This is a genomic window from Klebsiella sp. NPDC088457, from assembly GCF_044900465.1.
In the GTDB taxonomy this organism is placed as follows: domain Bacteria; phylum Pseudomonadota; class Gammaproteobacteria; order Enterobacterales; family Enterobacteriaceae; genus Klebsiella.
In genome coordinates this window covers 267,062-292,682 of the sequence record NZ_JBJDNH010000001.1, presented here as the reverse complement: position 1 = coordinate 292,682, position 25,621 = coordinate 267,062, and the positions used below count along the sequence as shown (strand labels likewise).

Annotated in this window: 21 protein-coding genes and 1 pseudogene; 12 read left to right on the top strand and 10 right to left on the bottom strand. The window is 55.2% G+C overall.

Features of this window, described 5'->3' with window-relative positions:
• Window positions 1-135: 135 nt before the first annotated feature.
• Window positions 136-720 (bottom strand): dihydrofolate reductase family protein, encoded by a 585-nt coding sequence (locus tag ACI2JR_RS01290; protein WP_132726318.1) that lies wholly within the window; start codon window positions 718-720, stop codon window positions 136-138.
• A 645-nt stretch (window positions 721-1,365) separates the two neighbouring features.
• Between ACI2JR_RS01290 and ACI2JR_RS01285 the strand changes: the two genes are divergently transcribed.
• The gene (locus tag ACI2JR_RS01285; RefSeq protein ID WP_132728084.1) at window positions 1,366-1,848 is read left to right on the top strand and encodes a glutathione peroxidase; all 483 of its coding nucleotides are present in this window, start codon (window positions 1,366-1,368) and stop codon (window positions 1,846-1,848) included.
• 587 nt (window positions 1,849-2,435) lie between these two features.
• Here the strand turns inward: ACI2JR_RS01285 and ACI2JR_RS01280 are convergent.
• Together ACI2JR_RS01280 and ACI2JR_RS01275 are read right to left on the bottom strand one after the other, a co-directional pair.
• Window positions 2,436-3,611: a cupin gene (locus tag ACI2JR_RS01280; RefSeq protein ID WP_462477650.1), complete on the bottom strand. Its 1,176-nt coding sequence runs from the start codon at window positions 3,609-3,611 to the stop codon at window positions 2,436-2,438.
• Between the two features lie 242 nt (window positions 3,612-3,853).
• Window positions 3,854-5,092, bottom strand: a complete 1,239-nt coding sequence (locus tag ACI2JR_RS01275) for an MFS transporter (protein WP_462477649.1) — start codon at window positions 5,090-5,092, stop codon at window positions 3,854-3,856.
• 341 nt (window positions 5,093-5,433) lie between these two features.
• Here ACI2JR_RS01275 and ACI2JR_RS01270 point away from each other — a divergent pair, with 341 nt between their 5' ends.
• The 6 genes from ACI2JR_RS01270 (at window position 5,434) to ACI2JR_RS01245 (ending at window position 12,457) form a co-directional block, all read left to right on the top strand.
• Window positions 5,434-6,504, top strand: coding sequence for a LacI family DNA-binding transcriptional regulator (locus tag ACI2JR_RS01270; protein WP_462477648.1), 1,071 nt, complete (start codon window positions 5,434-5,436; stop codon window positions 6,502-6,504).
• Window positions 6,501-7,472 carry a nuclear transport factor 2 family protein gene (locus tag ACI2JR_RS01265; protein WP_462477647.1) on the top strand — a complete coding sequence of 324 codons (972 nt, stop codon included), beginning with the start codon at window positions 6,501-6,503 and terminating at the stop codon, window positions 7,470-7,472. The genes ACI2JR_RS01270 and ACI2JR_RS01265 overlap by 4 nt, the downstream gene beginning before the upstream one ends.
• Window positions 7,473-7,578: 106 nt before the next feature.
• Window positions 7,579-8,721 carry an ester cyclase gene (locus ACI2JR_RS01260; RefSeq protein WP_462477646.1) on the top strand — a complete coding sequence of 381 codons (1,143 nt, stop codon included), beginning with the start codon at window positions 7,579-7,581 and terminating at the stop codon, window positions 8,719-8,721.
• Window positions 8,722-10,017 carry a histidinol dehydrogenase gene (gene hisD / locus ACI2JR_RS01255; RefSeq protein ID WP_462477645.1) on the top strand — a complete coding sequence of 432 codons (1,296 nt, stop codon included), beginning with the start codon at window positions 8,722-8,724 and terminating at the stop codon, window positions 10,015-10,017.
• A gap of 64 nt (window positions 10,018-10,081) precedes the next feature.
• On the top strand, window positions 10,082-11,392 hold the full coding sequence (locus ACI2JR_RS01250) for an amidase family protein (protein ID WP_462477734.1): 1,311 nt from the start codon (window positions 10,082-10,084) through the stop codon (window positions 11,390-11,392).
• Window positions 11,393-11,773: 381 nt separating this feature from the next.
• On the top strand, window positions 11,774-12,457 hold the full coding sequence (locus tag ACI2JR_RS01245; protein WP_462477644.1) for a hypothetical protein: 684 nt from the start codon (window positions 11,774-11,776) through the stop codon (window positions 12,455-12,457).
• Window positions 12,458-12,965: 508 nt separating this feature from the next.
• On the opposite strand, the gene ACI2JR_RS01240 is transcribed toward ACI2JR_RS01245, so the two are convergent.
• The 3 genes from ACI2JR_RS01240 to ACI2JR_RS01230 all read right to left on the bottom strand — a co-directional run bounded on the left by ACI2JR_RS01240 (window position 12,966) and on the right by ACI2JR_RS01230 (window position 16,069).
• The gene (locus tag ACI2JR_RS01240; protein WP_462477643.1) at window positions 12,966-14,048 is read right to left on the bottom strand and encodes an oxidoreductase; all 1,083 of its coding nucleotides are present in this window, start codon (window positions 14,046-14,048) and stop codon (window positions 12,966-12,968) included.
• A 13-nt stretch (window positions 14,049-14,061) separates the two neighbouring features.
• Entirely contained in the window at window positions 14,062-14,808 is a 747-nt protein-coding gene (locus ACI2JR_RS01235; protein WP_462477642.1) for a DeoR/GlpR family DNA-binding transcription regulator, read from the bottom strand.
• Between the two features lie 175 nt (window positions 14,809-14,983).
• On the bottom strand, window positions 14,984-16,069 hold the full coding sequence (locus tag ACI2JR_RS01230) for an SMP-30/gluconolactonase/LRE family protein (protein ID WP_462477641.1): 1,086 nt from the start codon (window positions 16,067-16,069) through the stop codon (window positions 14,984-14,986).
• Window positions 16,070-16,501: 432 nt separating this feature from the next.
• On the opposite strand from ACI2JR_RS01230, the gene fhuE reads away from it, so the two are divergent.
• Window positions 16,502-18,682, top strand: a complete 2,181-nt coding sequence (fhuE, locus tag ACI2JR_RS01225; RefSeq protein ID WP_462477640.1) for a ferric-rhodotorulic acid/ferric-coprogen receptor FhuE — start codon at window positions 16,502-16,504, stop codon at window positions 18,680-18,682.
• 51 nt (window positions 18,683-18,733) lie between these two features.
• Here fhuE and ACI2JR_RS01220 read toward each other — a convergent pair whose 3' ends face one another.
• A complete protein-coding gene (locus ACI2JR_RS01220; protein WP_462477639.1) occupies window positions 18,734-19,696 on the bottom strand; it encodes a GlxA family transcriptional regulator in 963 nt (320 codons plus the stop codon).
• Between the two features lie 115 nt (window positions 19,697-19,811).
• Between ACI2JR_RS01220 and ACI2JR_RS01215 the strand changes: the two genes are divergently transcribed.
• From ACI2JR_RS01215 to dbpA, 4 genes and pseudogenes are all read left to right on the top strand, one after another.
• Window positions 19,812-20,453, top strand: a complete 642-nt coding sequence (locus ACI2JR_RS01215) for an HD domain-containing protein (protein ID WP_462477638.1) — start codon at window positions 19,812-19,814, stop codon at window positions 20,451-20,453.
• Between the two features lie 208 nt (window positions 20,454-20,661).
• Entirely contained in the window at window positions 20,662-21,645 is a 984-nt protein-coding gene (gene zntB / locus ACI2JR_RS01210; protein ID WP_462477637.1) for a zinc transporter ZntB, read from the top strand.
• 322 nt (window positions 21,646-21,967) lie between these two features.
• A pseudogene (locus ACI2JR_RS01205) lies at window positions 21,968-22,111 on the top strand (hypothetical protein); the annotation flags it as partial.
• A 14-nt stretch (window positions 22,112-22,125) separates the two neighbouring features.
• A complete protein-coding gene (dbpA, locus tag ACI2JR_RS01200; protein WP_462477636.1) occupies window positions 22,126-23,499 on the top strand; it encodes an ATP-dependent RNA helicase DbpA in 1,374 nt (457 codons plus the stop codon).
• Window positions 23,500-23,543: 44 nt separating this feature from the next.
• Here dbpA and ttcA read toward each other — a convergent pair whose 3' ends face one another.
• The 3 genes from ttcA to ACI2JR_RS01185 all read right to left on the bottom strand — a co-directional run bounded on the left by ttcA (window position 23,544) and on the right by ACI2JR_RS01185 (window position 25,411).
• Window positions 23,544-24,479: a tRNA 2-thiocytidine(32) synthetase TtcA gene (gene ttcA / locus ACI2JR_RS01195; protein WP_462477635.1), complete on the bottom strand. Its 936-nt coding sequence runs from the start codon at window positions 24,477-24,479 to the stop codon at window positions 23,544-23,546.
• A gap of 205 nt (window positions 24,480-24,684) precedes the next feature.
• The gene (gene uspF / locus ACI2JR_RS01190) at window positions 24,685-25,119 is read right to left on the bottom strand and encodes a universal stress protein UspF (protein ID WP_132731279.1); all 435 of its coding nucleotides are present in this window, start codon (window positions 25,117-25,119) and stop codon (window positions 24,685-24,687) included.
• 79 nt (window positions 25,120-25,198) lie between these two features.
• On the bottom strand, window positions 25,199-25,411 hold the full coding sequence (locus tag ACI2JR_RS01185) for a KTSC domain-containing protein (RefSeq protein ID WP_132731280.1): 213 nt from the start codon (window positions 25,409-25,411) through the stop codon (window positions 25,199-25,201).
• Between the last annotated feature and the right edge of the window lie 210 nt (window positions 25,412-25,621).

Below are 25,621 nucleotides of genomic sequence, written 5' to 3'. Positions count from 1 at the left end.
CGGACATTGCTGACCCTTAGATGCTCCTGTCAATTAGGTTAGATCACATACCGCAAAACATCGATTGGCCACTCATTCGCAGAAATGCAGCCGTTCGGAGGTTTTTTCCTCTTGCAGAACTATCAGAACCTTGCATTATTGATTTCGTTTCACCTCGTATCGCAGGCACACTACGCCCGACGGGAAAACTTTACTATTCACCAGCATGAGTGAGGTTCTGTCTTTTATGTTTTTGAACAAGGGAATGCCTTGCCCCAGCAGAATCGGATTGACGAATAGCCAATACTCATCGATAAGGTTTTCCGCCATTAGCGCGTGAGTAGCTGAGGGACTGCCAAACATTAAGATTTCGCTGCCCGCGTTATGCTTGAGCTTGCTGATTTCGTCGCTTAAATTGTTACTGATAATTTGCGTATTAGGGTGATTTTTTTCCAACAGGGTTTTCGACAACACCACTTTATGGGCAGATTTATACCAACGCGAATGCGCATGGTCATGCGGGCTGGCGTCAGGCTTATCGGCAGCAGTTGGCCAGTACGACTCCATCATCTGGTAGGTGGTACGCCCATATAAGGCGGTGTCGGTCTGCTGAATCCGCTGCTCCACGTATTCAAACAAGTCGGGGCTTATGTTTATCCAGGCCAGACCTGCCGGGCCCTCGGCGGTAGAAGCGACAAAACCATCCAGCGACACATGGACAAAGGAAACTATTTTTCTCATGATTTTCTCTTTGATTAAGTTTTGATTGCATAACCTGCGAGGCGCGCCAGGGTTTGGTTCCCGTCTTCAGTCTCACCAATTTTCACCAGCGCCATCTTGCGTGCTCCCGCATCCGGAAAAAACAGATGTATCGTCACTTTGGTTTGTCCATCCACCGCTGACCACGCCGGAGGTAGTGACGAAGGTGTTCCTGAGCACGCTCAAGTTGTATCGGGTCAAGATGAACAAAAGAACGAAGCAGTGAGAAAAACTGGTTGCTCCCCATGGTAAGCCCCTAATCCCGAAACATCTGGAACTAAGTAACCAGTACGGTTCTGGAACAACGCCCATTGGATAATTGACCCTGATTTGTGTGATAAGTGCCAACTTCTGCTTTTCGCTCATGGCAGTCCGATGATGACATGATGTTTGGTTTCGTGCCAAAACGAACCCAACTAATAGTATGGTGTGTTAATCAACGAAGAGCAGGCCAAAAGTCGCCTGTTTGTTGTTCTTTTCGTCCGACTTTGCAAAGATGTATCGCACACGATTCCAGACCTGCCACGTCATCAGGGCCAGGATCTACTCCCCATGATCGGTGCCCTGGCAGCAACGCGCTATGTGGCAATGTCGACGTCGAACTGGTTCTGCTTTGAGGATTCCGATATGACCACCTTTCATCAACTGACAGCCACCAGTCTGGGCGGCCAGGTTATTTCTATGGCTGACTACGCTGGTAAGGTGACTCTGGTAGTTAATACCGCTAGCCATTGTGGATTCACACCACAATATGGCGGCCTTGAAGCGCTCTACAAGAAATACGCCGCCCAGGGTTTAGTGGTGCTTGGTTTCCCCTGTAACCAGTTCGGTAAACAGGAACCTGGCGGTGCCGACGAAATCGCGCAGACATGTCACATTAACTACGGTGTGAGCTTCCCGATGTTCGAGAAAGTAGAGGTCAACGGCACCGCCGCGCACCCGGTGTTTCGTTATCTAAAAAACGCATTGCCCGGCGTGCTGGGGGGGCGGATCAAGTGGAACTTCACTAAATTTCTGATTGGACGCGACGGTAAACCGCTCAAGCGTTTTGCACCGTTCACCACCCCGGAGAAAATGGAAGCCACAATCCTTGCTGCACTTGAAATCTAAGTGTTTTGTCATCCGAACCAGTCACTTTTTCAGCGCTTGCGAAAAACTTATTATCCGCGGGAGGATTACTCCCGCTCCTTGCTCATAGTGGACATCAACACTTTAGATCTTTCTTCTTCGTGCATCAGATAGATGTTCGGGCAGATTGCATCTCTGTGATGGGGCTATCCAGGCCGATGACTCCAGCGGCAATGATAATAATGCTACCATTCCGGTAGATGTCGTATTTCCTGGCATCATTAGCGAGTTGAATCTCAAGCACAAGCGTAAATAAATCTGCGTCAGAATAAGCTATCTTTTGTCGCTCTTCGATTCACAGTATAAAGACTTTCCAGGAGCATTACGCAAATGAGCCCTCCGGTAAGGGGGCGGTGGTGTAGAATATGGCTATTACTCCAGCGACCTGATAAAACGCTCTCCCAACCCCAATGGTGCACTCTTCTCCCTTACCCTTAAAGACCGCTTTTGCGGGCGTGGCATTATTCGAGCCAAGGTTGGCTGAAATCCGGCCATCCCGGCGATAGCTATTATGTAAAGGGCGCAGTTAAGAACCTGCGCCAGCAACGTGTTTAACATCATGAGACCAGTCAGGCATCCGCTTGCCATTTTTCCAGTTTTGCGCCTGCCCGGCATGCGGTGCCGGGTAATATGTCGGCATCGGCGACATAACCATCCGGATCGAGACAGCGGTTATGATTTTTCGCCTGTTGCAGGATCTCCTCGTCCCAGTAGAGACGTTTACGCTGATCGCCGCGGGTGGTGAGGATAAATTCGGTGTTGCCGCCTGTCGCGCGGTAGCGCCGCCAACTGTTTGCCGGAATGGAAATTACCGAACGTTCCGGGGCGATGACGCTAACTTCTTCGCCGGCCTCGTTCCAGATCACCTCCAGTTGGCCCTTAAATACCATAATCACCTGAATATCGGGACATAAGTGTCGGCCCACCACATGATCGTCGGCGAGCCGCAGCCATTCGACGGAAAAACCGTGCGGACTGGTGATGGCAGGGGAGGAATCTCGGTCCTGTGAAATGCCAAAGCCGATGACCGGCACGATTTCGCCGCCGTGTCCCGGCAGCACCGAGTCCAGCAGCCCCTGTGCTGACCAGCAGCGGTCATCGCCGGTTACCGCGCGTTTACGCATCTCTGCAACGCTGTAATCGCGCAGACCGGCAATATAGTCCTCCGACAGCGGTGTCAGCAGCGTTGCGGGGTCAGGCGGCGGGTCGCCAGCTTTCTGCGTAATTAGCATATTATCTTTGCTCAAATACATACCGTACTCACCGGCGGCTGCGAGTACTGAAGGGTGCCAGATGATGCCGCCCGTGTTGTCGCCGCCGAGCACGGTAAATACCATACCGCTGGTGTCTTCTTTACTGACGTTGGTGAATCCGCGGAAGATCCAGGTCGGAATGGAGAGAATCGCAGGGGCGCTGAATTCCGCTTCATGTTCGCCGTTGGCACCCCAGCGAAAACGCCATGTCCCTTCATGGATCAGGAACACCTCCGCCGTAAAATGCAGATGCAGGTTATTGGTCACCCCTTTTGGCATCGCTGCCGCGCCGATGTTAAACCCGTGCGGCTCGGGGATATTCACTACCTGCTCAGTTGACTGGGTGACGCCGGGGCCGATAAACGAAAAGTTTTGCTTCAGGTGTGAGCCGGGCAGCTTGCAATCGATAAAGGCAAGATTGCAGGACACCATATCGTCGGGAGCGATTAACCGGCTTCTTGCCTGGATCTGGGTAAGATGAATGTCTTTCATATGTTCTCCTTTTAATAACCGGACGCGCCAGTGACCAGCACACGTTTGCCATGCAGGGTAAAAGAAGGGGGTTGTGGAAACGTCATGGCTGGACCTTTTCCCTTATTTGCTGGTTGGCTTGCTGGCGTTCTTCGGTGGATTTAGCCGTTGTTAATTTCCGCGACATACGTTCCTCCTTACTTTTTTAAGATGTCAGTTGCCCTCCCGGCGAACCGGGACAAGTTGTTACCTTTCAGGATGTGTTATTGATCCGGCGTGGCGGCGTAAGCGCCGTTTTTTAGCAACCGGGCTGATTTTTGCGCCTTGCGGGCATACACCCAACGGGCGGACAGCGGCGTGGCGATAGCGGCGATAACAGAGAGGACGGCAATCAAGATATAACCCGACGACAGGTTAATATGTTGCATCATTACACCCATCATCACAGGCCCGGCAAACATGCCGCAGGAATAAATCGTCTGGAATAACCCCATGCGGGTGGATTGCTCATCGGCGGTGGTATTGACGACGCTCAGCGACATAAAGGCGGCAAAAGCCATCCCGAAGGAGAATCCTGCCAGCGCCTGCCACAGGTAGATGACATACATATTGCTGGTGAAGGGAATACCAAAAGTAGATATCGCCTGAAGTCCGATGCCGAGGACGGCGGTTTTTACCAGCCCCAGACGCTGATAAAAAACGGAACTGCACAGGGCGATCGCCAGTCCGTAAAACAAAAGATGAATGTTGCTGAGCAGCGCCAGTATTCCGGCGCGTGCGCCGAGCTGTTCAGCATAAATGGCTGTCAACGTGTCACGGGTGGCGAAGGGAACCAGAATCACGATAGTTGCCAGGATGCCAATCAACCAGACGGAACGGTCGGCCAACTGCTGACGAGCCCCGGTAATACAGGCTTTCAGGGTAGGGGCCTGCACCGGGTCGTGAATGTCCTGAATGCGGGTAGTCAGGAACAATGCCACCAGCGCAGAGACGCAGGAGACGAAAAAGGCGATGTTGTTAGTAAAGTAGTGGATCAGCACCGCACCAATGCAGTTGCCAAGAAACACACCGATGGGTCCGGCTAGCGCCAGCAGCGCGACGGCGGCAGGGGCTTCATTGCGGTCGAAATAGCGGATGAACAGGATGTTGTACAGTACCCATGTCGCCGCCGTCACGCCATCGGCCGCTTTTGCGATATACAGCGTGACGGCGTTCGGTTCGAGCCAGGCAACAGGCCAGGCGATAATCGGCAGCGCCAGACCGATTTGAATAAAGATCCTCCGACTTTTTACCACATCAGAAATGATACCCAGCGGGAAACGAATGAGCAGTGTAGCCAGCCCGGACGCACCCATAATGATGCCCATGATTTGTGGCTCGATGCCCTGGTTGATCATCATCGGGGCAAGGAAGGCATCGATGCTGTGAATGCAGATATAGAACAGGACGCTGATGATAAAAAAGAGCCGGGCTTCCCGACGGCGTAACAGTGCTCGAAACATGGTTCTGAACCTCTTAAAAAGTAATGGGTTATAACCAGCCAGGTACGACGTTTACCGGTTCAATCCTTTGGGCGACTCCTGTTCTCTCCGGAACTATTGACGGTATGAAATGTTTTGCATACGTATTCAAGATGTGAAGTTACGAGAAGGTTTCATGTTTGTAAAGTGATCTTGATCTTGTTGTGAGAATTTTGATTTTTTGTGTTGCATACGCATGCAAAGGTGGTGTAAGTATAAAAAACACCCACCTGCTAAAGTGCAGGGACAGAGGGGAAAAGGGTATTTTCACTGGTCTGCAACAAGGTAAACGTGGGTAAGACGTTGATAAGGAATCAGGGGTAATGAAACGTAAGACTTTTGCAGCAGTCACATCTCAACAGGTCGCGCAGCTGGCGGGGGTATCGCAATCGGCGGTCTCGCGAACGTTCACGCCGGGAGCCAGCATTTCACCCGCGACGCGTGAAAAGGTGCTGAAGGCGGCCCGTGAACTCGGCTATCGGCCGAATGCGATAGCCCGTTCGCTCAACACGGCGCGCTCACGCATTATCGGCGTGGTGATTTCTTACTTTGATAATCCCTTTTATTCTCAGGTGCTTGAGGTACTGGCGCAGAAGCTGGATACGCTGAATTATCACCTGTTGCTGTTTGTCGGCGATCGTGAAGGCAACGTTGACCGGATTTTTGACCAGATTATGCAGTACCGGGTGGATGGCATTGTGCTGGCATCGGTAACGCTGTCGCTGGAGTTGTCTGAGGAGTGTCTTGCTGCCGGAATTCCGGTGGTGCTGTTTAACCGCAGCGAAGAGAGCGGGATGGCTTCCAGCGTCAACAGTAATAACGAGGCGGCGGCGCGGCAGATTGCTGAATTTCTGCTGGCGGGGGAGCATCAGCGTTTCGCTTACGTCGGCGGTGTGGCCGATTCCCCGGTCAATATTGCTCGCCAGCGCGGATATCTCTCTACTCTGGCCGAACATGGCATTACCGATGTGCAGGTGGTGAACGGGAATTACGATGTTCAGCAAACAACCCGTGCGGCTTATACCCTGTTTTCGGCATCGCCTGCGCCGGATGCCGTCTTCGTCGCCAACGATCATATGGCGGTTACGGTAATGGATGTAGCGCGCTATGAGTTTGGTTTACGTATTCCGGAGGAGGTCTCCGTTGTCGGCTACGATGATATCGGCCCTTCCGGCTGGCCCTCCTATGCGTTGACTTCGGCGTCACAGCCGGTAGATGCGATGGTTGAGGCCACGGTCGAACTATTAATGAAGCAAATTGAAAGTGGAACCATTGAGCCTGAGCAGATTACGGTGCCCGGCATGCTGGTCATACGCCACTCAGCCCGCCGCCCACGCAGCGGCGTTATCGAAACCAATGGTTTATCGTTATTTCAGTCTAAGGAACTCAAATGACCAGATTGCGGGGCTTCAGCCCACAATTCGACTCTATCCAGCAGTTCATTCTGACGCTGACGCACGTAGTATGGGAACAGAAAGATATCGGTCAACTGGCAGATTTTTACGCCACGCCGGTTATCTTTATAACCCCGGAAAAACAGTTGCACGATCTTTCCCAGTTTATGCGCCTCACGCTTGAGGCGATGCACAGTTTCCCGCAGCGATCGGTGATGACGGAAGATATTCTGTGCAGCCTGAATCCGGGAGATGAATACTACGCGGCACAGCGAACCGTGGCGCGAATTCAGCATCAGGGGGAAGGTTTTTTTGGGCCGCCGACCGGGAAAAATGTTTGGGTACGCACGTGGGCGGATCGTATTTGTGTTGACGGTGCCGTACGCCAGGAGTGGTTATTGCAGGATCGCGCTGCCATTGTGGCGCAACTGGGGCTGGATATCCGCGAGTTTGCGTTTAACCTGGCAACCATGCGCCAGCAGCTTGGGCTGGAGTCTGTTTCTGCCGAGACGATAGATGAACGCTGGGTGGGAGGACCTGAAGGCGATGATGTGGAGGGGGCGCTGGCGGGGGTTGTCGAGCGCTATCTGACGATGTGGGCGGGTGGCAACAGCGGCGTGGTGCCCGGTTTATATCACCCGGCGGCGACGCTGTATGCCCCTGGTCACAGCATCTGTACCGGCGAACAAGAAATCGGCGCGCAGCTTTCCGGCTACCGCGCCTCCTTTGCCGACAGTGAAACACAGCTTCATCATCTGATTGTGCGTAAAGACGCCAACGAACCGATTCGTATTTCATTGCGCTGGTCGTTATTAACCTGGCATGACGGTTATGGCAAGTTCGGCGCACCAACCCGGAAACCCGTTTCCATTACCGGCATCAGCCAGCTTGAATTACGTGATGGTTTAATTTTCCGCGAATATCTGGGTATTGATGAATTAGCGATCTGGTCACAAATATTTAATTAATGTAGCGGGCAGCTCTTTTATTCCATCTGCCAAATATAGCCATGTTTTATTCACCCACACTTACGGGTGCGGGTTTTTATTGTCTAAAAATAGAGCAGGAGTTTATATGTCTTCAACTGAAGCAACAAATAAAGCACCAGCCGTACCCGAAAAAAACAGCGTGAAAACGCTGAAAGAAGAGCCGGTATTGCAGGTGGAGCGCCATGATTTTGTCGACCTGGTACCGGAAAAGCGTCCACGTATGCAATCATTACGCGGCTTTGATGACTGCTATACCGATATTGTCGATTATATTGTTCGCTGCACCCATAAAATATGGGATGAGCGTGACGTCGGCTTAATTTATTCCCACTATACCCATAACTGCGTGCTGTATAACGCGTTGGGGACGCTATATAACCGTGAACAGGTGGTTCAGGATACGCTGCAAAGATTAATCGCCTTCCCGGAACGGCGAGGTATGGCGACGCAGGTAATCTGGAACGGGAATGACGTTGATGGTTTTTATACCTCACACCTCGTGACGGGAAGCGGGCGGCATACTCAGTACAGCCATTTAGGCAAGCCGACAAACCGTACCTTTGTTTCTCGTACCGTGGCGGACTGCATGATCCACGAGAACAAAATTTACCGGGAGTGGGTGGTCAGCGACAATATGTCGCTGATGAAGCAGCTTGGCCTGAATACCGATGAAGTCGCCTTCAATATGGCGAAAGAGCAGTTTGACAAAGGCTTCCGCGTGACGGATATCGGCGAAAACGGCCGCATGCTGGGGCAATATCCGCCGGAGATTGAGTGCGATATCTCTATTGCGCACAGCGATACGGAAGAACAGTGTCTGCGCTGGCTGCATGAGATCTACAACCGCCGGATGTTCGGCAAGATTAAAGAGGTATACGCGCCAAACGTACAGTGGCACGGTCCCCTGATGAAAGAACTGTACGGAACTGCGGCGGTGACGCATCAGACGCTGGCGCTGGTGGGAATGATCCCTGATGGCGCGTGGTTACCACAGCATATTTGCTCTAACCCTTGCGACGAAGGCGGCGTCAAAGTGGCGATTCGCTGGATTATCGAAGGGCATCACCTGGGTTACGGCGAGCTGGGTAAACCTACCGGGGAACGCCTGTTTGTGATGGGCATGTCACATTACCACATCGTCAACGGCAAAATTGTCGATGAGTGGCTGGTTTACGACCATCTTGCGCTGCTGGCGCAGATCAAACTCGGCCAGATGGAGGACGCGTAAATGATAAATCAGGTGAGCTGGATTAAGCGTCCACAAGGGCAGGATGTGCAGGCCGATCGTTCTTTGACGCAGACGGTCAGTGCCATTATCGAACGCGTGAAAACCGAAGGTGACGCGGCGCTGAGAGCATATTCGCAGCAGTTTGATAAAGTCGTGCCAGCGCAGTTTGAAGTGAGTGAGCTGGAGATTGCCGAAGCGCTGGAGGGGATGGATGCCCAGACGCGTCGCGACAGTGAATTCGCCATTAACCAGGTGCGCCGTTTTGCGCAGGCGCAGCTGGCGACCATGCAGCCGCTGGAGGTAGAGACGCTGCCGGGTGTGCATCTTGGTCACCGGATCATCCCGGTGCAGACGGTGGGCTGCTACGTTCCGGGCGGGCGTTATCCGATTCTCTCCGCGCCGGTGATGTCGATTGTCCCGGCGACGGTAGCGGGCTGCGAGCAGATTATTGCCTGTCTGCCGCCGGGAGCGCATCCGGCGATGATTGCGGTTTGCCATCTGGCGGGGGCGCATCGCATTTTCAAAGTCGGCGGCGCGCAGGCGATCGCGGCCATGGCCTGGGGAACGGAAAGCATTCCCTCGGTGGATAAAATTGTCGGGCCGGGGAACGCCTTTGTTAATGAAGCGAAACGTCAGGTGTTCGGTAAAGTCGGCATTGACGCACTCGCCGGGCCGAGCGAGATTTTCACCATTGCCGATGACAGCGCCGACCCGCGTATTCTGGCTGCCGATATGCTGGCGCAGGCAGAGCATGACATTCATACCCGCGTTGGGCTGGCGACCACCAGCAGGGTTATTGCTGAGCGCACCCTGGCGGAGGTTGAGCGTCAGTTAACCAGCCTGCCAACGGCGGCCACAGCGGGTGAGGCATGGCGTCGGCAGGGCGAGATCGTGGTCTGTGAGGATGAAGCGCAACTGATCGCCTTTGCCGATCAGATGGCGACGGAACATCTGCAGGTGCATACCCGCGATCCGCACGCCACGGCGGCGAAGATCCGCAATTATGGTTCGCTGTTTATCGGTCAGAACGCCAGCGTGGTGTTTTCCGATAAATGCTGCGGCACCAACCATACGCTGCCAACGATGGCGGCGGCGCGCTATACCGGCGGTTTGTGGGTGGGGGCGTATGTCAAAGTTTGTACTCATCAGTGGATTGATGTGCAGGGCATTCCGGCGATTGCCGAACCGGCGATCCGCCAGAGCCGCACTGAGGGAATGCAGGGGCACCGGCGGGCGGCGGAAATTCGTCTGCGTCCGCAGGATATTGACGCTATCACCAACGGCGTTCGGGACTAAGCCATGTGAAAACACCGGGCGGGATACCGCCCGGTGGTCAGTGCAGGAGTTCTTTGACATGACCATGATGCGCCTGATACCGCCAGACGATTGTCCGGCTGAAATCGCCCACCGTCTCGGCATAATACAGCGGCACCGGGCGCTTAACGCCATCCTTGGAGTTAATCCTGAAGCCATACCTCTGGCAGAACAGTGCCAGCAGCAACGTCGGCGCGGGGAGCATATCGGGCCTTTGCATGGGGTTCCGTTGATCATCAAAGATAATATTGCCTGCGCGTCGATGCCGATCACCCTTGGCTGTCGGGCGCTGGCCTCGGTCGGGGCGACATCGGATGCGCTGGTCGTGCAGCGATTACGCAAAGCGGGGGCGATTATTCTCGCCAGGGCCAATATGTCGGAGTTTGCCTTCGACGTGCGCTCGCGAAGCTCATTGGGTGGCGATGTCGCCAACCCGCTTCGCCCGACGGTTACCGCTGGTGGTTCAAGTGGCGGATGCGCCGCCGCAGTCGCGGCCGGAATGGCCGATGGCGCGCTGGGTACCGATACCGGCGGCTCCATCCGGATCCCCTGCAGTTATACCGGGCTGGTGGGGCTTCGTCCCACCTTTCGCCGTTCACAGCTGGATGGCGTTGCACCGCTCTCGCCCAGTAAAGACACCGTTGGGCCTATGGTTCATAGCGTTGCAGATGCCGCCTTGCTGCATGCCATCATCCACGGTCTGCCCCCGTTTCCACTTGCGAATTGTTCGCTAAAAGGCGTCCGCTTTGGTGTGGTCACCGCATTACAGGGTGAGGATGAAACGCAGCTGGCGGTGTGGCAGACGGCACTGCACGCATTAAGCCGGGCTGGGGCGGTGCTCGTGGATATTTCGTTACCTTTTCTGGAGGAGGTCAGACAGGCAACCTGCCTGAGTCTGTATGAATTTCGCGTTGCGATTGATGACTGGCTCAGCAAACAGCCTGGTGCGCCCCTGGGACTGACTGACATTATGGCCTCTGGCGCTTTCCTGCCAGAGTTCGCGCCGTTTCTCATGCAGCTGCTGACGTATGACACGCTGAAAACCCCGCTCTGGCTGGCGGGGCGGCGTTTTCAGCGCCAGTTGCGGCAGAACCTTAACCGGGTGGCGACAGAGCAGCGCATCGATGGATTTTTGTATCCTACCGTACAACGTTTACCGGAAAGTATGGCAAAAATGCCTCCCGGCTGTGCACCTGAGCTTGCGGCAATAAGCGGCATGGCCGCGATGACCTTACCCTGTGGGGTAAACCGAAAAGGGCTGCCGGTGGGCATGGAAATTTTATCCGTGCAGGAGGATGAAACTTCGCTAATGAGGCTGGCGATGGCCTGCGAGCGCATTTTTTATCTGCAAGAATGAAGAGATGTGGCCGTGACGCAGGGAATTCCACTGCGCCGTTCGTTTAAATGTCTTCAGGTTTCCCATTTTCCAGGCTGCGGTGCGCTGCCGCGCAAATCTCGCCGACCGCCAGCCTGTTCCCGGTATTTTATACCTTTTAACTCCCCGTTTAGAGTCATATGAGATCTGCTGTCCTTCAGACGCCCGCTTCGTGCCAGAAGCGGACATTGCGCACATTGTGGCGTGGTCAATGTGAGTCACCTGAATATTCCTTATCAGGTAGGCATCTCACTTCTTAAGCCCAGATGATACTTAATAATTAATTGCATAGTCTAAAATGTCTGACAGAAATACGATGAATAATTAATCCTCTGTGTTCACACTTATGCCATAAGGTCAGTCATGAAATCAGTAAGTCTGCAAAACATGTATCTTTCTGCAAACGAGGACACCATCGCAATATGGGCGAAAAATGCAGGCATCGGGGAGATCAGAGAAGAAAACTACTACGATCCGCTAAAACTCGCTCTTGCCGCAGGCATACAGCCTCCTGTACCCGTTTGTGTCTCACGTCTTATTGGTGAATTGAAACGACTCACAAAGGATGATCCACTGGCCGATACTCTGCCAACCCAAGGTTTCCATTTTACTTTCTTACCCCTGACTCTGCCGCGGTATAAAGTGAACGAGCTATTGCCAGCGAAAGTGGATCAATTGACAAATATCTGGACTGGATTTCATGGGAAAAAAATTGTTATCAGGGATCTCCGGTTAGTTGCGTTGCCCAGTCAGTTGTTGCTTGCCGGGATCCCTGAGAGTCCTGCGATAGACATGCGTCAGTCATTTTGCGAAAAGGTTCTGAATTCTCACTGGAAAAATGAGTTGCTGATGCGCCATACCGGCAGCCCTTTACCAGCACCCTTCTGGCACAGCACGCTTCTGCGCTACAGCGCTGCTTTTTTACCCGTAACCTTGCGGCAATTTTTTAGTGAACGTCAGGCCATTAATTTCGGGGATGTTGCCGGAGAACTGACATTAGCGAAGATCAATTACAACTGGACAAAATGTTATCCATTAAAGAGTTAACTGCGGCGATGTGATTACATACCAAAAATAATACTGTATGTCCTCCACTGCGTGCACTGGCGTAAACGCCATCAAAGCCGAATGAATTTAAGTCCACTTCTTGCTCAGCGACAGCCCCAGGCGCCACATTTTCGCCTGCTTGCGCGTAATGACGATATTGCTTTCGCCGGGATTGTCGCCGGGCACAATTTCCATAATGGTTCAATTATCGTCAAGGAAAGGGAAGCAGGCGTATGCCGAAAAAGAGAATGTTCTCGCCGGGGAGTGAGGGAAATAATATGGTTCTGACCTATTGTATTTCAGGTAATAATATTAAATTGTCGCGCTTTTCCCTACCATGCCAGCGAAGTCACCACGACCAGAAAATGCAGCGCCGGCTTAGGTGAGAGGCCGCCCGCTAAGAACATGGATAGGCATTTACCTGAAAACGACACTCTGCCGCGGGCTATTGCATGCCGGCCGGCGGCGCATGACCTGCGGAAAACCGCAGATCATGCGCCGGGGAGAATTATTGCAATGCCGCCAGCTCATCCGCGGTTAACGCTAAGGTTTGCCGGGTGCCGGATTGCGCAGACTGTACCGCCGCTTCTAATACCGCCATCACGGCCAGCGCTTGTAATGGTGATACCGGGTTATCAATTTTGCCGGTTAACGCATCGCGCACGTTAATATAGTACTGCCGCTGGTCGCCCGGCGGGGCGGGGATTGCCCGCGGCTGTGAGCCGGCATCAAACACCACGAGGCTATCGTCGTCATGACCCCAGCTATCGCTACCGGGGAGCACCCCCGCCAGCAGCTGACTTTCCTGCTGGTCGGCTTTCTGTTTCACCACGCTGCCTTTGTCCCCGTGGACCGTAAAGCGCGATACGCCGCCGGCCACCAGCATACTGCAATGCAGAATCACCTTATGCTGCGGGTAGTTTAAGACCACGTGCGCCCAGTCATTGATTTCCGCGCCCTGGCGCAGGGTAGCAATATTGCCCTGCACCGATTGCGGCAGGCCGAACAGCTGTAGCGCCTGGTCAATCAGGTGCGGCCCTAAATCAAACCATAATCCGCTGCCCGGGACATTTTGTTCTCTCCAGCGGACGCGAACCTCCGGGCGGAAACGATCAAAATGCGACTCAAAGTGCTTAACATTACCGATAAGCCCCTGGTCAATAGCCTGTTTAATCCCGAGGAAATCGCTGTCCCAGCGGCGATTGTGGAATACGGAGAGCAGCAGCTGTTTCTCTTCCGCCAGCGCAATCAGCTCGCGGGCTTCCTGCATATCCAGCGTAAACGGCTTATCGACCACCACGTGTTTCCCGGCGTTCAGGGCCAGTTTGGCTAACGGCGCATGGGTGGCGTTCGGGGAGGCGATCACCACCAGATCGATATCCGGATGCTGAATCGCCGCTTCTGGCGAAGCGATAACCGTGACATCCGCAATATCACGCTTCACCTTCTCTTCGTCGCCGGAGGCGACCACCGCCAGCTTCAGTCCTTCAACCGAGCGGATGAGCGGCGCATGGAATGTTTTGCCAACGAAACCATAACCGATCAGCGCAATATTGATGTTCTTACCATCACCCGCGATTACTTTGTTCATTACCCTCTCCACGTTATTGAGCGTCAACAATATTGACCTGCAGTGCACTATTTTCCCCGAGCTCTTCCCAGGGGCGGTCTAAAAACAGCCGATCGATTTCGGCTAACCCGGCCACCAGATGCGGCTCGCAATGGTTTAATTTCATATGATCGGCGACCAGCCAGCGTTCGGTGCTGGCCGCCAGCATGGCGCGCTTGGTTTCGGCATCGGCCTCCTGGCTGGCGCTTAAACCGAGTTGTGCATGAATGGCGCAGGCGCCGAGGATGGCGATATCGGCGCGATAGCGTGTCAGCAGGGCCAGCGTGGCGCTACCGGCAAACAGACGCTGCTGCATATCCCATGTCCCCCCCAGCACAATCAGCTGGATATCCGCCCGGGCGCTGAAGTGCTGCGCGATGTCCAGAGAGGGGGTGATGACCGTCATCGGTCCTGTTATCTGCCTGGCGACGGCCAGCACGGTGCTGCCGGCGTCTAAAAACAGCGTCGACCCGCCGGGAATTTTGCCGGCCACCAGCTGGCCTAAGCGCTGTTTGGTCTGCGGCAGCAGAACGTTTCTGCTCTGGCGATTCATGGCGGAAAGGTTAAGGGCGATCGCGCCGCCGTGGTTCTTCTGCGCCAGGCCCTGTTTTTCCAGATCGGTCAGATCCCGACGAATGGTATCGGCGGAAACCTGCAGCTTTTCCACCAGCTCGCTGATACTGACCTGGCCATTTTCGCTGATGAGATCGAGCAGGTACTTCTGCCTCGCGGTTTTATGCATCGAATGTAACTCCGCAAAATGCTGCAATAAATCGCATAATACAGCAAATTGCGGCAAAAGGAATCCCTGCTGCCGGCAGTATCGGGCACAACGGAAGAGGGAACGGTAGCTGAAGGTCACGCTGGAAAAATGACCAGAGTGGGAGAGGTTTCCCTCTCCGCGCGCAGAGAAGAGATTAGTTCAGCGTGATGCGGGCCACGCTATCCGGGCCTTTGGTGGAGTTGTCTTCGTTAAAATCCTGCTTGAGGGTGACAAAAAGCGTCTCACCGTCAGGGGACAACTGCAGGCTGTTCGGATGGCTGGCGAACGACCAGCTGTGCTTGACGGCATAGCTGCCGGCGTCCAGTTGCAGTACCTTCCTCGATTCACGCTGGCTGATGTAAATTTCATTGCGTTTAGCGTTGAATTTAATCCCCAGCGCATCGCCGGCAAGCCGTTTGATCACTTTACCGCTACGTTCATCAAAGACTAACGTCGTTTTGGCCTGGGAATCATCGGTGACAAACAGCCGCCCGGTGGCCGGATCTTCCGCCAGGTTAAGGAACAGATATGACTGGCCATCACCCGGCGTCCAGCGTTGTTCGATGCGGTAGGTCGTCGGATTAATCACCAGGATTTCGCCGCTACCGTTAGCCGCATAGATCCGCTGGGTTAGAGGAGAGTAGATCAGCCCGGTGACCCATTTCCCGGCGTTCTCGATGTGGGTTTTCAGCGTCATCGTCTTCGCATCGACCACGGTAATAAAACCAGGGTCGGCGACACGGCCGATAAACAGCTGATTATTGTGGAACAGGACCTCACGCGCGCCAATAGGGTCGCCATCTTTGTCGGTTCCTGTAAACAGCACCCGCTGCAGGACTTTGCCGCTGTGCGCATCGACTTTCGAAACGCCGCCGTCCAGCGAGTTGGTGGTGTAAAACACCTTCCCATCATCATCCACGGCCATACCGAAGTTTTTTAAATCCGTGTGCGTTTCCGCTTTAGTCGCCAGGGTGGCGGGATCCAGCCGGTAGATCATTCCGCCGTTGACCGCTTTGAATCCCTGGGCGCTGGCGACATACAGCGCGCCTTCCGCGGGTAGATAGGCCATTTCATATAAGCCATCACCAAGGACGCGTTGCGTCACGGAGGCGGTGTTCTGCGCAGTGGCGGCCTGCGCGGCCGGGGGGGGCGCCGCCGAAGCCTGGAAACCCGTCAGGGCCAATGCCGCGGCAAACGCAGCAACAAGCGCCGTTTTACGCGGGGTGAGCAACACTTTCATTCTCGACTCCATCATTGGATAAATGCTTCCCGGCAGGTCAGCGCTGCCCGGGAAAAGGCAAAACAAGAATGAGAATAATAATCATTTGTCCGGATTGCGCAAACGTGGTGCGCCGGTCTGAGGTGGCGCGAGAGGGGATTCCGCCGATTCCACCGGCATAAATTGGCGTCTGGGGTGGGCTTTTCACTCTCCTCCCGGCCGTCTGTTAGCGGGATGTGCGCTCAACGTATTGATTTACTGAATATATACATTTACTTACATATAACTTACAAAACAGACTGCGCACAATAAGGCAAATAATTATCATTAACATTCTCATTGGCTGCCATTTCCCGTTTTTGCGACGCGAAGGCTCATGGAACAGAGCGTTATTTCATCTGCGCTGCGGGCGAAGCGGCGACACCCACAATTATTATTCCTGATGGAAAAGATATGTTTCTCAATGGCAGGGGAAGGTGCGGGCAGCTAGCCGCAACGAGCGTAAAAATACCGTTTACCGTTTCGCTACTGGCGCTGGCGGTTCACATCCTGGCCCAGCCTGCGCGGGCGGCCGAGGAGAGTAAGGATACCGATTCCCGGCAAGAGATGGTGGTCTATGGCGACGCGGGAAAGCGTGCCGATGAAGCGCAGGATTACGCGGTCAAAACCACCCGCGCGGGAACCAAAATGCTGCTGGCCCCGCGGGATATTCCGCAGTCGGTCAGTGTGGTGACCGGGCAGCGGATGAAGGATCAGGATCTCCAGACCGTCGATCGGGTCCTGGCCAACGCGACCGGTGTTTCCGCACAGCAGATTGATAGCGAACGTTCGCAGTACTTTTCCCGCGGATTCGAAATCACCAGTTTCTCCTACGACGATATTCCCACCTCGATGGGCGACGCCTGGAACTACGGCGACGCGGCGGAAGACACGGCGATATACGATCGTATCGAAGTGGTGCGCGGCGCGACCGGTTTGATGACCGGCGCAGGCGACCCCGGTGCGACGGTGAATATGGTGCGTAAAAAAGCGGACAGCAAAACCTTAACCGGGAATATCAGCGCCAGCTACGGGAGCTGGAACAAACAGCGCTATGTGGGCGATATCTCGGGGCCGCTGAACGGCGACGGCAGCGTACGCGGACGGGCGATCGCCGGCTATCAGGACCAGGATAGCTGGCTCGACCGATACCACAAAATCAGGAAGTTTTTGTATGGCGTGGTCGATGCCGATCTCAGCGATCGGACAACGGTTTCCCTCGGCTGGGACTATCAAAAGTCCACTACCGGCAATCCGACATGGGGCGGGCTGCCGAGTCTGTATAGCGACGGCTCGCGGACCCATTACCAGCGCAGCACCAGCACCTCCGCCGACTGGACGCATTATGCGATTGAGTCGCGCAAAATATTCGCAAATCTGACCCATGAGTGGGACAACGGCTGGTCGTTGCGCCTGAACGGCACGCACGGCGAGCAGACCCTGAACGATACGCTGCTGTATATCATGGGTAATCCGGATGCGAATAGCGGAGAAGGGGCCACCGGCTGGGGGAGTAAAGATCGGGGGGAACGGACCCTCGACTCGTATGATGCGTATGCCAGCGGGCCGTTTGACCTGCTTGGGCGGCAGCACCAGCTGATGGCCGGCGCCAGCTATAGCCGCCAGCATAACGCGAGCCACAGTCAGGATGGCCCGATGGATAGCGACCAGCTGGGGATCTTTGACAACCGCTGGAACGGGCGCGTCGCGGAACCGGAATGGGGCGACTGGTATCTGAACGCGGATGATATTGTGCGGCAGAAATCCGCCTATACCGCTGCGCGCTTGTCGCTGGCCGACCCGCTGTCGCTGATTATTGGCGCGCGCTACACGCAGTACAGTACCAGCGGCAGCAGCGGCGAGATGCGCAAATACAACATCACGCCGTATGGCGGGCTGGTCTATGACATCACCGAGAGTTTGTCAGGCTATGCCAGCTACACCTCCATCTTCTCGCCGCAAACCAAACGCTCGGCGGGCGGCGGCTGGCTGGCGCCGGTGACCGGGAAAAACTATGAGACCGGGCTGAAAGCGGACTGGATGGAAGGCCGCCTGACAAGCAACCTCGCTATCTTCCGTATTGAGCAGGAGAATGCGGCGGAAGCCGTCAGCGGCGAGTTTGTCAATGGCTCCAGTGAGCAGGCCTATCGCGCCACGAAAGGGGCGGTCAGTAAGGGGGCGGAGTTTGAAGTCAATGGCGCGGTGACCGACAATATGCAGCTGACCTTTAGCGCCACCCGCTATGTCGCCACCGACAGCGGCGGGCGGTACAACAGCTTTGCGCCGCAGACGCAGTTGAAGCTCTTCACACGCTACCGACTACCGGTATTACCAGAGCTGACCGTCGGCGGCGGCGCAACCTGGCAAAACCGGGTGTATCAGGACATCAGCGGGCCGGATGGCGACACGCAACGTCTGTACCAGGGCAGCTACCCGCTGGTGGACCTGTTTGCGCAATATCAGGTGACGAAGCAGCTGGCGGTGCAGGCAAACGTCACCAACCTGTTTGACCGCGAATATTACTCCTACCTTGATGATTCGGCGGTGTACGGCGAACCGCGCAACGTCTCGGTGAGCATGAGTTACACCTTCTGATGCGTACGGTTCCCCTGGCGTATCGCGGGGGAACCGACGAAATAGTGCTATCTATTGCCCGGTGCCATAGATTTTGCGATACACCGTCGGCGTTAAGCCGGTGACTTTAATAAAGGCCCGGCGCAGGACGTCGCTGCTGCGATAACCGCAGCGGAAAGCCACCGTCTTAAGCGGCACCTGAGCGCTCAGCAGTTCCCGCGCCCGCGCCATTCTTACCCCTTCCAGCCATTCGCCGGTACTCATGCCCATCTCCTGATGAAACAGCCGGTTAAGATGGCGGGTGCTAAGGTTGATATGCTCCGCCATCGTTTTGATTCCGCCGACCTGTTCCAGATGAGTGAGCGTCCAGCGCTGGAGATCCTGCAGTGCGCTTCTACCGTTGAGCGACGCCTGGCGCTTGCGGATGTAATGCCCCTGGCCCACGGGGCGGCGGAAAAACATCACCAGATTAGCCGCCACATCAAGGGCTACCTCCCGCCCCAGATCCTCTTCGATAAAGCGCAGCGCCAGATCCATCCCGGAGGTGACGCCCGCCGCCGTGCGCACCGGGCCATCCGCGACGTACAGCGCATCGGCATCGACCTGGATGCCGGGATTCGCCGCGGCAAGAGCGTCGGCAACGGACCAGTGGGTGGTGACCCGACGCTTTTCCAGCAGCCCGGTTTGTGCCAGCAGCAGGGCGCCGGTGCAGACCGAGCCGTAACGCCAGCTGGCGCCACAGAGCTGGGTGACGGAGGCGATTTGCCGTACGGTTAGCCGCTGCTGCCCGATGTCGGGGGCGCCGGCGATCAGGAAGGTCATATTGTCGGGGGGCGGGCTCTCTCCCAGCCGGGCGTCGGCGGCCAGGGTCACGCCCGAGGAGGCGCGCACGGTCTCACCGTACAGCGCGAGGATCTGCGGGCGATAAACCGGGCGGCACAGCAGACGGTTGGCTTCGGCGAAGGCATCCAGCGGCCCGGCGACATCCAGCAGCTGTACGCCGGGAACCGCCAGAATCACAATGTGGTGCTGCATTTATTCTCTCCAGGTCCCGCTTTGACGTAATGTCCGATATCGTCTGTTTAATACCATTTAAGACAGAGGTTGTCTCTACCACAATAGCGCTTACACCCACCTGAGGAGACATCAGATGACTTTTACCGTACAGGGCATCACCATTCCGGACAGCCAGATGGCGCGCGATACCACGGCGTTTATTCGCGATAGCGAATCGGATCTGCTTTTCCACCATTCCAGCCGGGTTTACTACTGGGCCGCGCTTGCCGCCCGGCAGCAGGCGATTAAGGTTGACCATGAATTATTGTACGTCGGCTGTATGTTTCATGATATCGGCTTGACCCACGAACACTGCAGCTGCGATCGGCGCTTCGAGGTGGATGGGGCCAACGCCGCCCGCGAATTTATGCAGGGTTATGGCGTGAATCAAAACGATATCGATAAGGTATGGACGGCCATTGCCCTGCATACTACGCCGGGCATTCCGCAGTTTATGGCGGCGGAAATTGCGCTGGTGACCGCCGGCGTGGAGATGGACGTGCTGGGAATGGGCTACGACGCCTTTAGCGAGGAGGAGCGTACCGCCGTCGTCGGGCAGCATCCGCGCCCGCCGCAGTTTAAGGAGGCGATAATCCAGGCCTTCTATGACGGCATCAAACATAAACCGGCCACTACCTTCGGCAATGTCAAAGCCGACGTCTTGCGCGACAAGGATCCGGCATTTACGCCGCTCAACTTCTGTCACATTATTCGCGCGTCGCGCTGGCAGGGCTGAGGTAAAACGCCTCCGGCGATCGCTGTAATCACCATCGCCGGAGGCGGCTAGCGCATACTCCGCGCCGATCTCATCCTGCCCGGCGGGCGGGTTCTTTTTTCTGCCGCCGCTTTTCATCAGCGAATTCAGCACCCTGCTTGCTTTAACTCTTGATTAACCGATGTGGCAGGCTAGACTACGAAAATTAGCATTCATTGACGGAGGTTGGGTGGACGCCATTAAGGGAGCGGAATTGAACGTAGCGGATGCCGTTTTTGCATGGCAATTCGACGGGCAGGGCGGCGTGAAGCCGCTGACCGACAGCGACACTATCGATAAGGATCACCCTTGCTGGTTGCATCTGAACTACACCCATGCCGATAGCGCCGAATGGCTGGCATCGACGCCGCTGTTGCCCAATAGCGTGCGCGATGCCTTAGCGGGGGAGAGTACCCGGCCGCGGGTGACGCGCATCGGCGACGGGACGTTAATTACGTTGCGCTGTATCAACGGCAGTACCGATGAACGCCCGGATCAGCTGGTGGCCATGCGCCTGTATATGGATGCGCGTTTAATTGTCTCCACCCGGCAGCGGCGGGTGCTGGCGCTGGACGATGTCCTCGGCGATCTGCGGGAAGGCACCGGGCCGACGGACTGCGGCGGCTGGCTGGTGGATATCTGCGATGCGCTGACCGATCACGCCAGCGAATTTATCGAGCAGCTACACGACCGGATTATCGACCTCGAAGACAATTTGCTCGATCAGCAGGTGCCGCCGCGCGGTTTCCTGGCGCTGCTGCGTAAACAGCTGATTGTGATGCGTCGCTATATGTCCCCGCAGCGCGATGTGTACTCGCGCCTGTCCAGTGAACGCCTGCCGTGGATGAATGACGATCATCGTCGGCGCATGCAGGATATTGCCGACCGGCTGGGGCGCGGCCTCGATGAGATTGATAGCTGTATTTCCCGCACGGCGATCATGAGCGATGAAATCGCGCAGATTATGCAGGAGGGGCTATCGCGGCGAACCTATACTATGTCCCTGATGGCGATGGTTTTTCTGCCCAGCACCTTTTTAACCGGCCTGTTTGGCGTCAACCTTGGCGGCATTCCCGGCAATGCGTGGCATTTAGGTTTTTCCATCTTTTGCATAATGTTAGTTGTTCTCATTGGTGGTGTTGCATGGTGGTTACATCGTAGTAAATGGCTGTAAATAATCGCCTTTTATCGGCGTTCGGATGGGGAAAATCCGGCAATGTTTGAGCGAAATCAATAAACCCTCTCCCCGTTCGGGGCAATATCTCTCTCGCAGGTGAATGCAACGTCAAGCGATGGGCGTTGCGCTCCATATTGTCTTACTTCCTTTTTTTGAATTACTGCATAGCACAATTGATTCGTACGACGCCGACTTGATTAAGTCGGCTTTTTTTTGCTCTCTGCTCGCCAGCTTCTACGCTTAACAGATGCACCCGCTCATAACCGGGAGAGTCAACATGCGATATCAGCCCTTAACGTCAATACCCATCTCACCTGAACCTAACGAACCGACGCCGGTGCCCGATCCGCGTCCGCGCCCACACCCGTTGCCGGACCCGCCGGCGGATGATGAACCGATTAAATTGTCGCATCAGAGGCGCAGATCTGCGAGGATACGCGCCTGCCAACCGTGCGCCCTTTAATTCGAGAAAAAATTGTGACCGCTTTTTCAACCCTGAACGTTTTGCCCGCCGCCCAGCTCGCTAACCTGAATGAGCTGGGTTATCTCACGATGACCCCTGTCCAGGCAGCCGCCTTGCCCGCCATTCTGGCCGGTAAGGATGTGCGCGTGCAGGCAAAAACCGGCAGCGGTAAAACGGCGGCGTTTGGCCTGGGGTTGCTTCAGCAGATTGATGCGACCCTGTTCCAGACGCAATCCCTGGTACTGTGCCCGACCCGTGAGCTGGCGGATCAGGTTGCTGGCGAACTGCGTCGCCTGGCGCGTTTTTTGCCGAACACAAAAATTCTGACGCTGTGCGGCGGGCAGCCATTCGGCGCTCAACGTGATTCGCTGCAGCATGCGCCGCATATTATTGTCGCCACGCCGGGCCGTTTACTCGATCACCTGCAGAAAGGCACCGTGTCGTTAGATGCCCTGCAGACGCTGGTGATGGACGAGGCCGACCGGATGCTGGATATGGGCTTCAGCGATGCCATTGATGAGGTGATCCGCTTTGCCCCGTCCAGTCGTCAGACGCTGCTGTTTTCCGCCACCTGGCCGGAAGCCATCGCCGCAATCAGCGGGCGGGTGCAGAATGACCCGCAGACGATTGAAATCGATGCCGTAGATGCGCTGCCGGCGATTGAGCAGCAGTTCTTCGAAACCTCTCAGCGCGGGAAGATCCCGCTGCTGCAAAAATTGCTCAGCCAGCATCAGCCGGCCTCCTGCGTGGTGTTCTGTAACACCAAAAAAGATTGCCAGGCGGTGTGCGATTCGCTGAACGCTTCAGGGCAGAGCGCGCTGTCGCTGCATGGCGATCTTGAACAACGCGATCGCGATCAGACGCTGGTGCGTTTTGCCAACGGCAGCTCGCGCGTTCTGGTGGCAACCGACGTTGCCGCGCGCGGTCTGGATATTAAATCGCTGGAGCTGGTGGTTAACTATGAGCTGGCGTGGGATCCGGAAGTTCACGTGCATCGCATCGGACGTACCGCCCGCGCCGGGGAGAGCGGTCTGGCTATTAGCCTGTGCGCGCCGGAAGAGGCGCAGCGCGCCAATATTCTTGCGGAAATGCTGCAGCTGAAGCTGAACTGGATGGCGGCGCCGGCAAACGGCGCCATCACGCCGCTTCACGCGGAAATGGCGACGCTGTGCATCGATGGCGGGAAGAAGGCCAAAATGCGCGCCGGCGATGTGCTTGGCGCCCTGACCGGCGATATGGGTTTTGACGGCGCGGATATCGGCAAGATTAACGTCCATCCGGCCCACGTCTATGTCGCTATACGTCAGGGCGTAGCGCAGAAAGCCTATAAGCAGTTACAGAACGGTAAAATCAAAGGCAAAAATTGCCGCGTCCGCCTGCTGCAATAGAGCCTTAAAAGGCGTCCCGGAGCGCGCTCCGGGACGCCGGGGGTTTACTTCACTTCCACCACGTTCAGGCGCAGTTCATCCAGCGGTGTGCTCTCATCTTCCGGCTGCCAGCCCGCAGGCTGTAGCGGGATCTCTTCACGGTCAAATGCCAGATCGCCACCGTCAACCACTTCAGAGTGGTGGTTAATGCCTTTAAAGTCGAACAGATTAACGTCGCTAAGATGGGATGGCACCACGTTCTGCATGGCGCTGAACATGGTTTCGATGCGGCCGGGGTAACGTTTATCCCAGTCGCGCAGCATGTCGGCAATCACCTGGCGTTGCAGGTTAGGCTGTGAACCGCAGAGGTTGCATGGAATGATCGGGAAATCTTTGGCCTGCGAAAAGCGCTCGATGTCTTTTTCACGGCAGTAGGCCAGCGGACGAATCACGATATGCTTGCCGTCATCGCTCATCAGTTTCGGCGGCATGCCTTTCATTTTTCCGCCGTAGAACATGTTCAGGAACAGCGTTTGTAAAATGTCGTCACGGTGGTGGCCGAGAGCAATTTTGGTTGCCCCTAACTCGCTCGCGGTGCGATAGAGGATGCCGCGGCGCAGACGTGAGCAGAGTGAGCAGGTGGTTTTGCCTTCTGGGATCTTCTCTTTCACAATACCGTAGGTATTTTCTTCGACAATTTTATACTCGACGCCGAGCTGCTGTAGATATTCCGGCAGAATGTGCTCAGGAAAACCCGGCTGTTTCTGGTCGAGGTTAACCGCCACCAGTGAGAACGAAATCGGCGCGCTTTTCTGCAGATTGCGCAGGATTTCCAGCATGGTGTAGCTGTCTTTACCGCCGGAAAGGCAAACCATAATCCGGTCGCCTTCTTCAATCATGTTGAAGTCGGCAATTGCTTCGCCGACGTTACGACGCAGGCGTTTTTGCAATTTATCGAGGCTGTACTTTTCTTTTTTGCTAATTTCTTGATTTTGCAGCATTTAATGATAGCTCAATTCATAGTGTGGCGCACGCATTCTGCTCACAGCTCTGCGGGCGATCGCAATTAATGACGTCTTACATTGATGAGTAGAAGTCTGTGGCGTGTATGGTACGGATTCGCGATGGGGATGTCAGCACATTTCAGGCGGTTTAGCCTGACGATGAGTAAGATAAAAAGCCCGCCGTGACGGCGGGCTGAAGAGGTTAACGCACCACCAGCACCGAGCAGTCGGCGTGACGGACAACCGCCGCGGCGTTTGAGCCGAGCAGGTAGGTCGTAATATCCGGACGGTGAGAGGCGATGATCACCAGATCTGCCGGAAGCGTTTTCGCCAGTTCCAGAATATTGTCTTTCGGCGAGCCTTCCTTGACATGGAAATGGACCCGGTCTTCAGGAATGGCAAACTGGGCCACGATCTCTTTCAGACGGGTTGCAGATTCCGCTTTAAACTCATCCATTGGCGGCAGTTCGGTAGTGTAAGCCATCCCCAACGAGGCGTAATAGGGAAGGGATGGAATCACGGTCAGAAAGTGCACCTCGGCATCATCAATGCGCGCCTCGGCTTCAACGTGGCATATGACGCGTTGAGTTAATTCTTTATCTGAGATATCAATGGGTACAAGAATTATTCTGGCCATAAAACCTCTGTTTAAGTAACCACTTAAAGTGTACGCCATCCTGGTGGATTATGTACCCTATCCGGGTCACATTTTGGCTTTAGCTGCACCGGCGTTCGCTAAATTTCCCCTTAATGACGCCATCATAAAAACGGCCTTTAGACACCACCTGCAGGAAATTGCGGAAGATGCGTTCGGGCACCTTGTCATATTGCAGCGTGGTATTGTCGCGAAAACGAATTTCGAGGATGCCAGAGGCTTCGTCATAAGCGACGGAAGCAATTCGGGATGAGTTAACAGGATGATGATGCATGACAGGCGTCCTTTTACGACAGGCTTTACAGGCAATATATCATCCATTGGGCCACTCTTTTAATACTGTAGCTATATTGTTTTGATTTGATTGAAGTTGCTGGCGTAATGCGCGGCCAGCGGCCTGGGCGTCAGCCCGCACAGGGCCGGCCCGGAACGGGGATGTTGTCATCACGAACGCCATCTTTGCGCTGGTTTATTCTGCCATCAA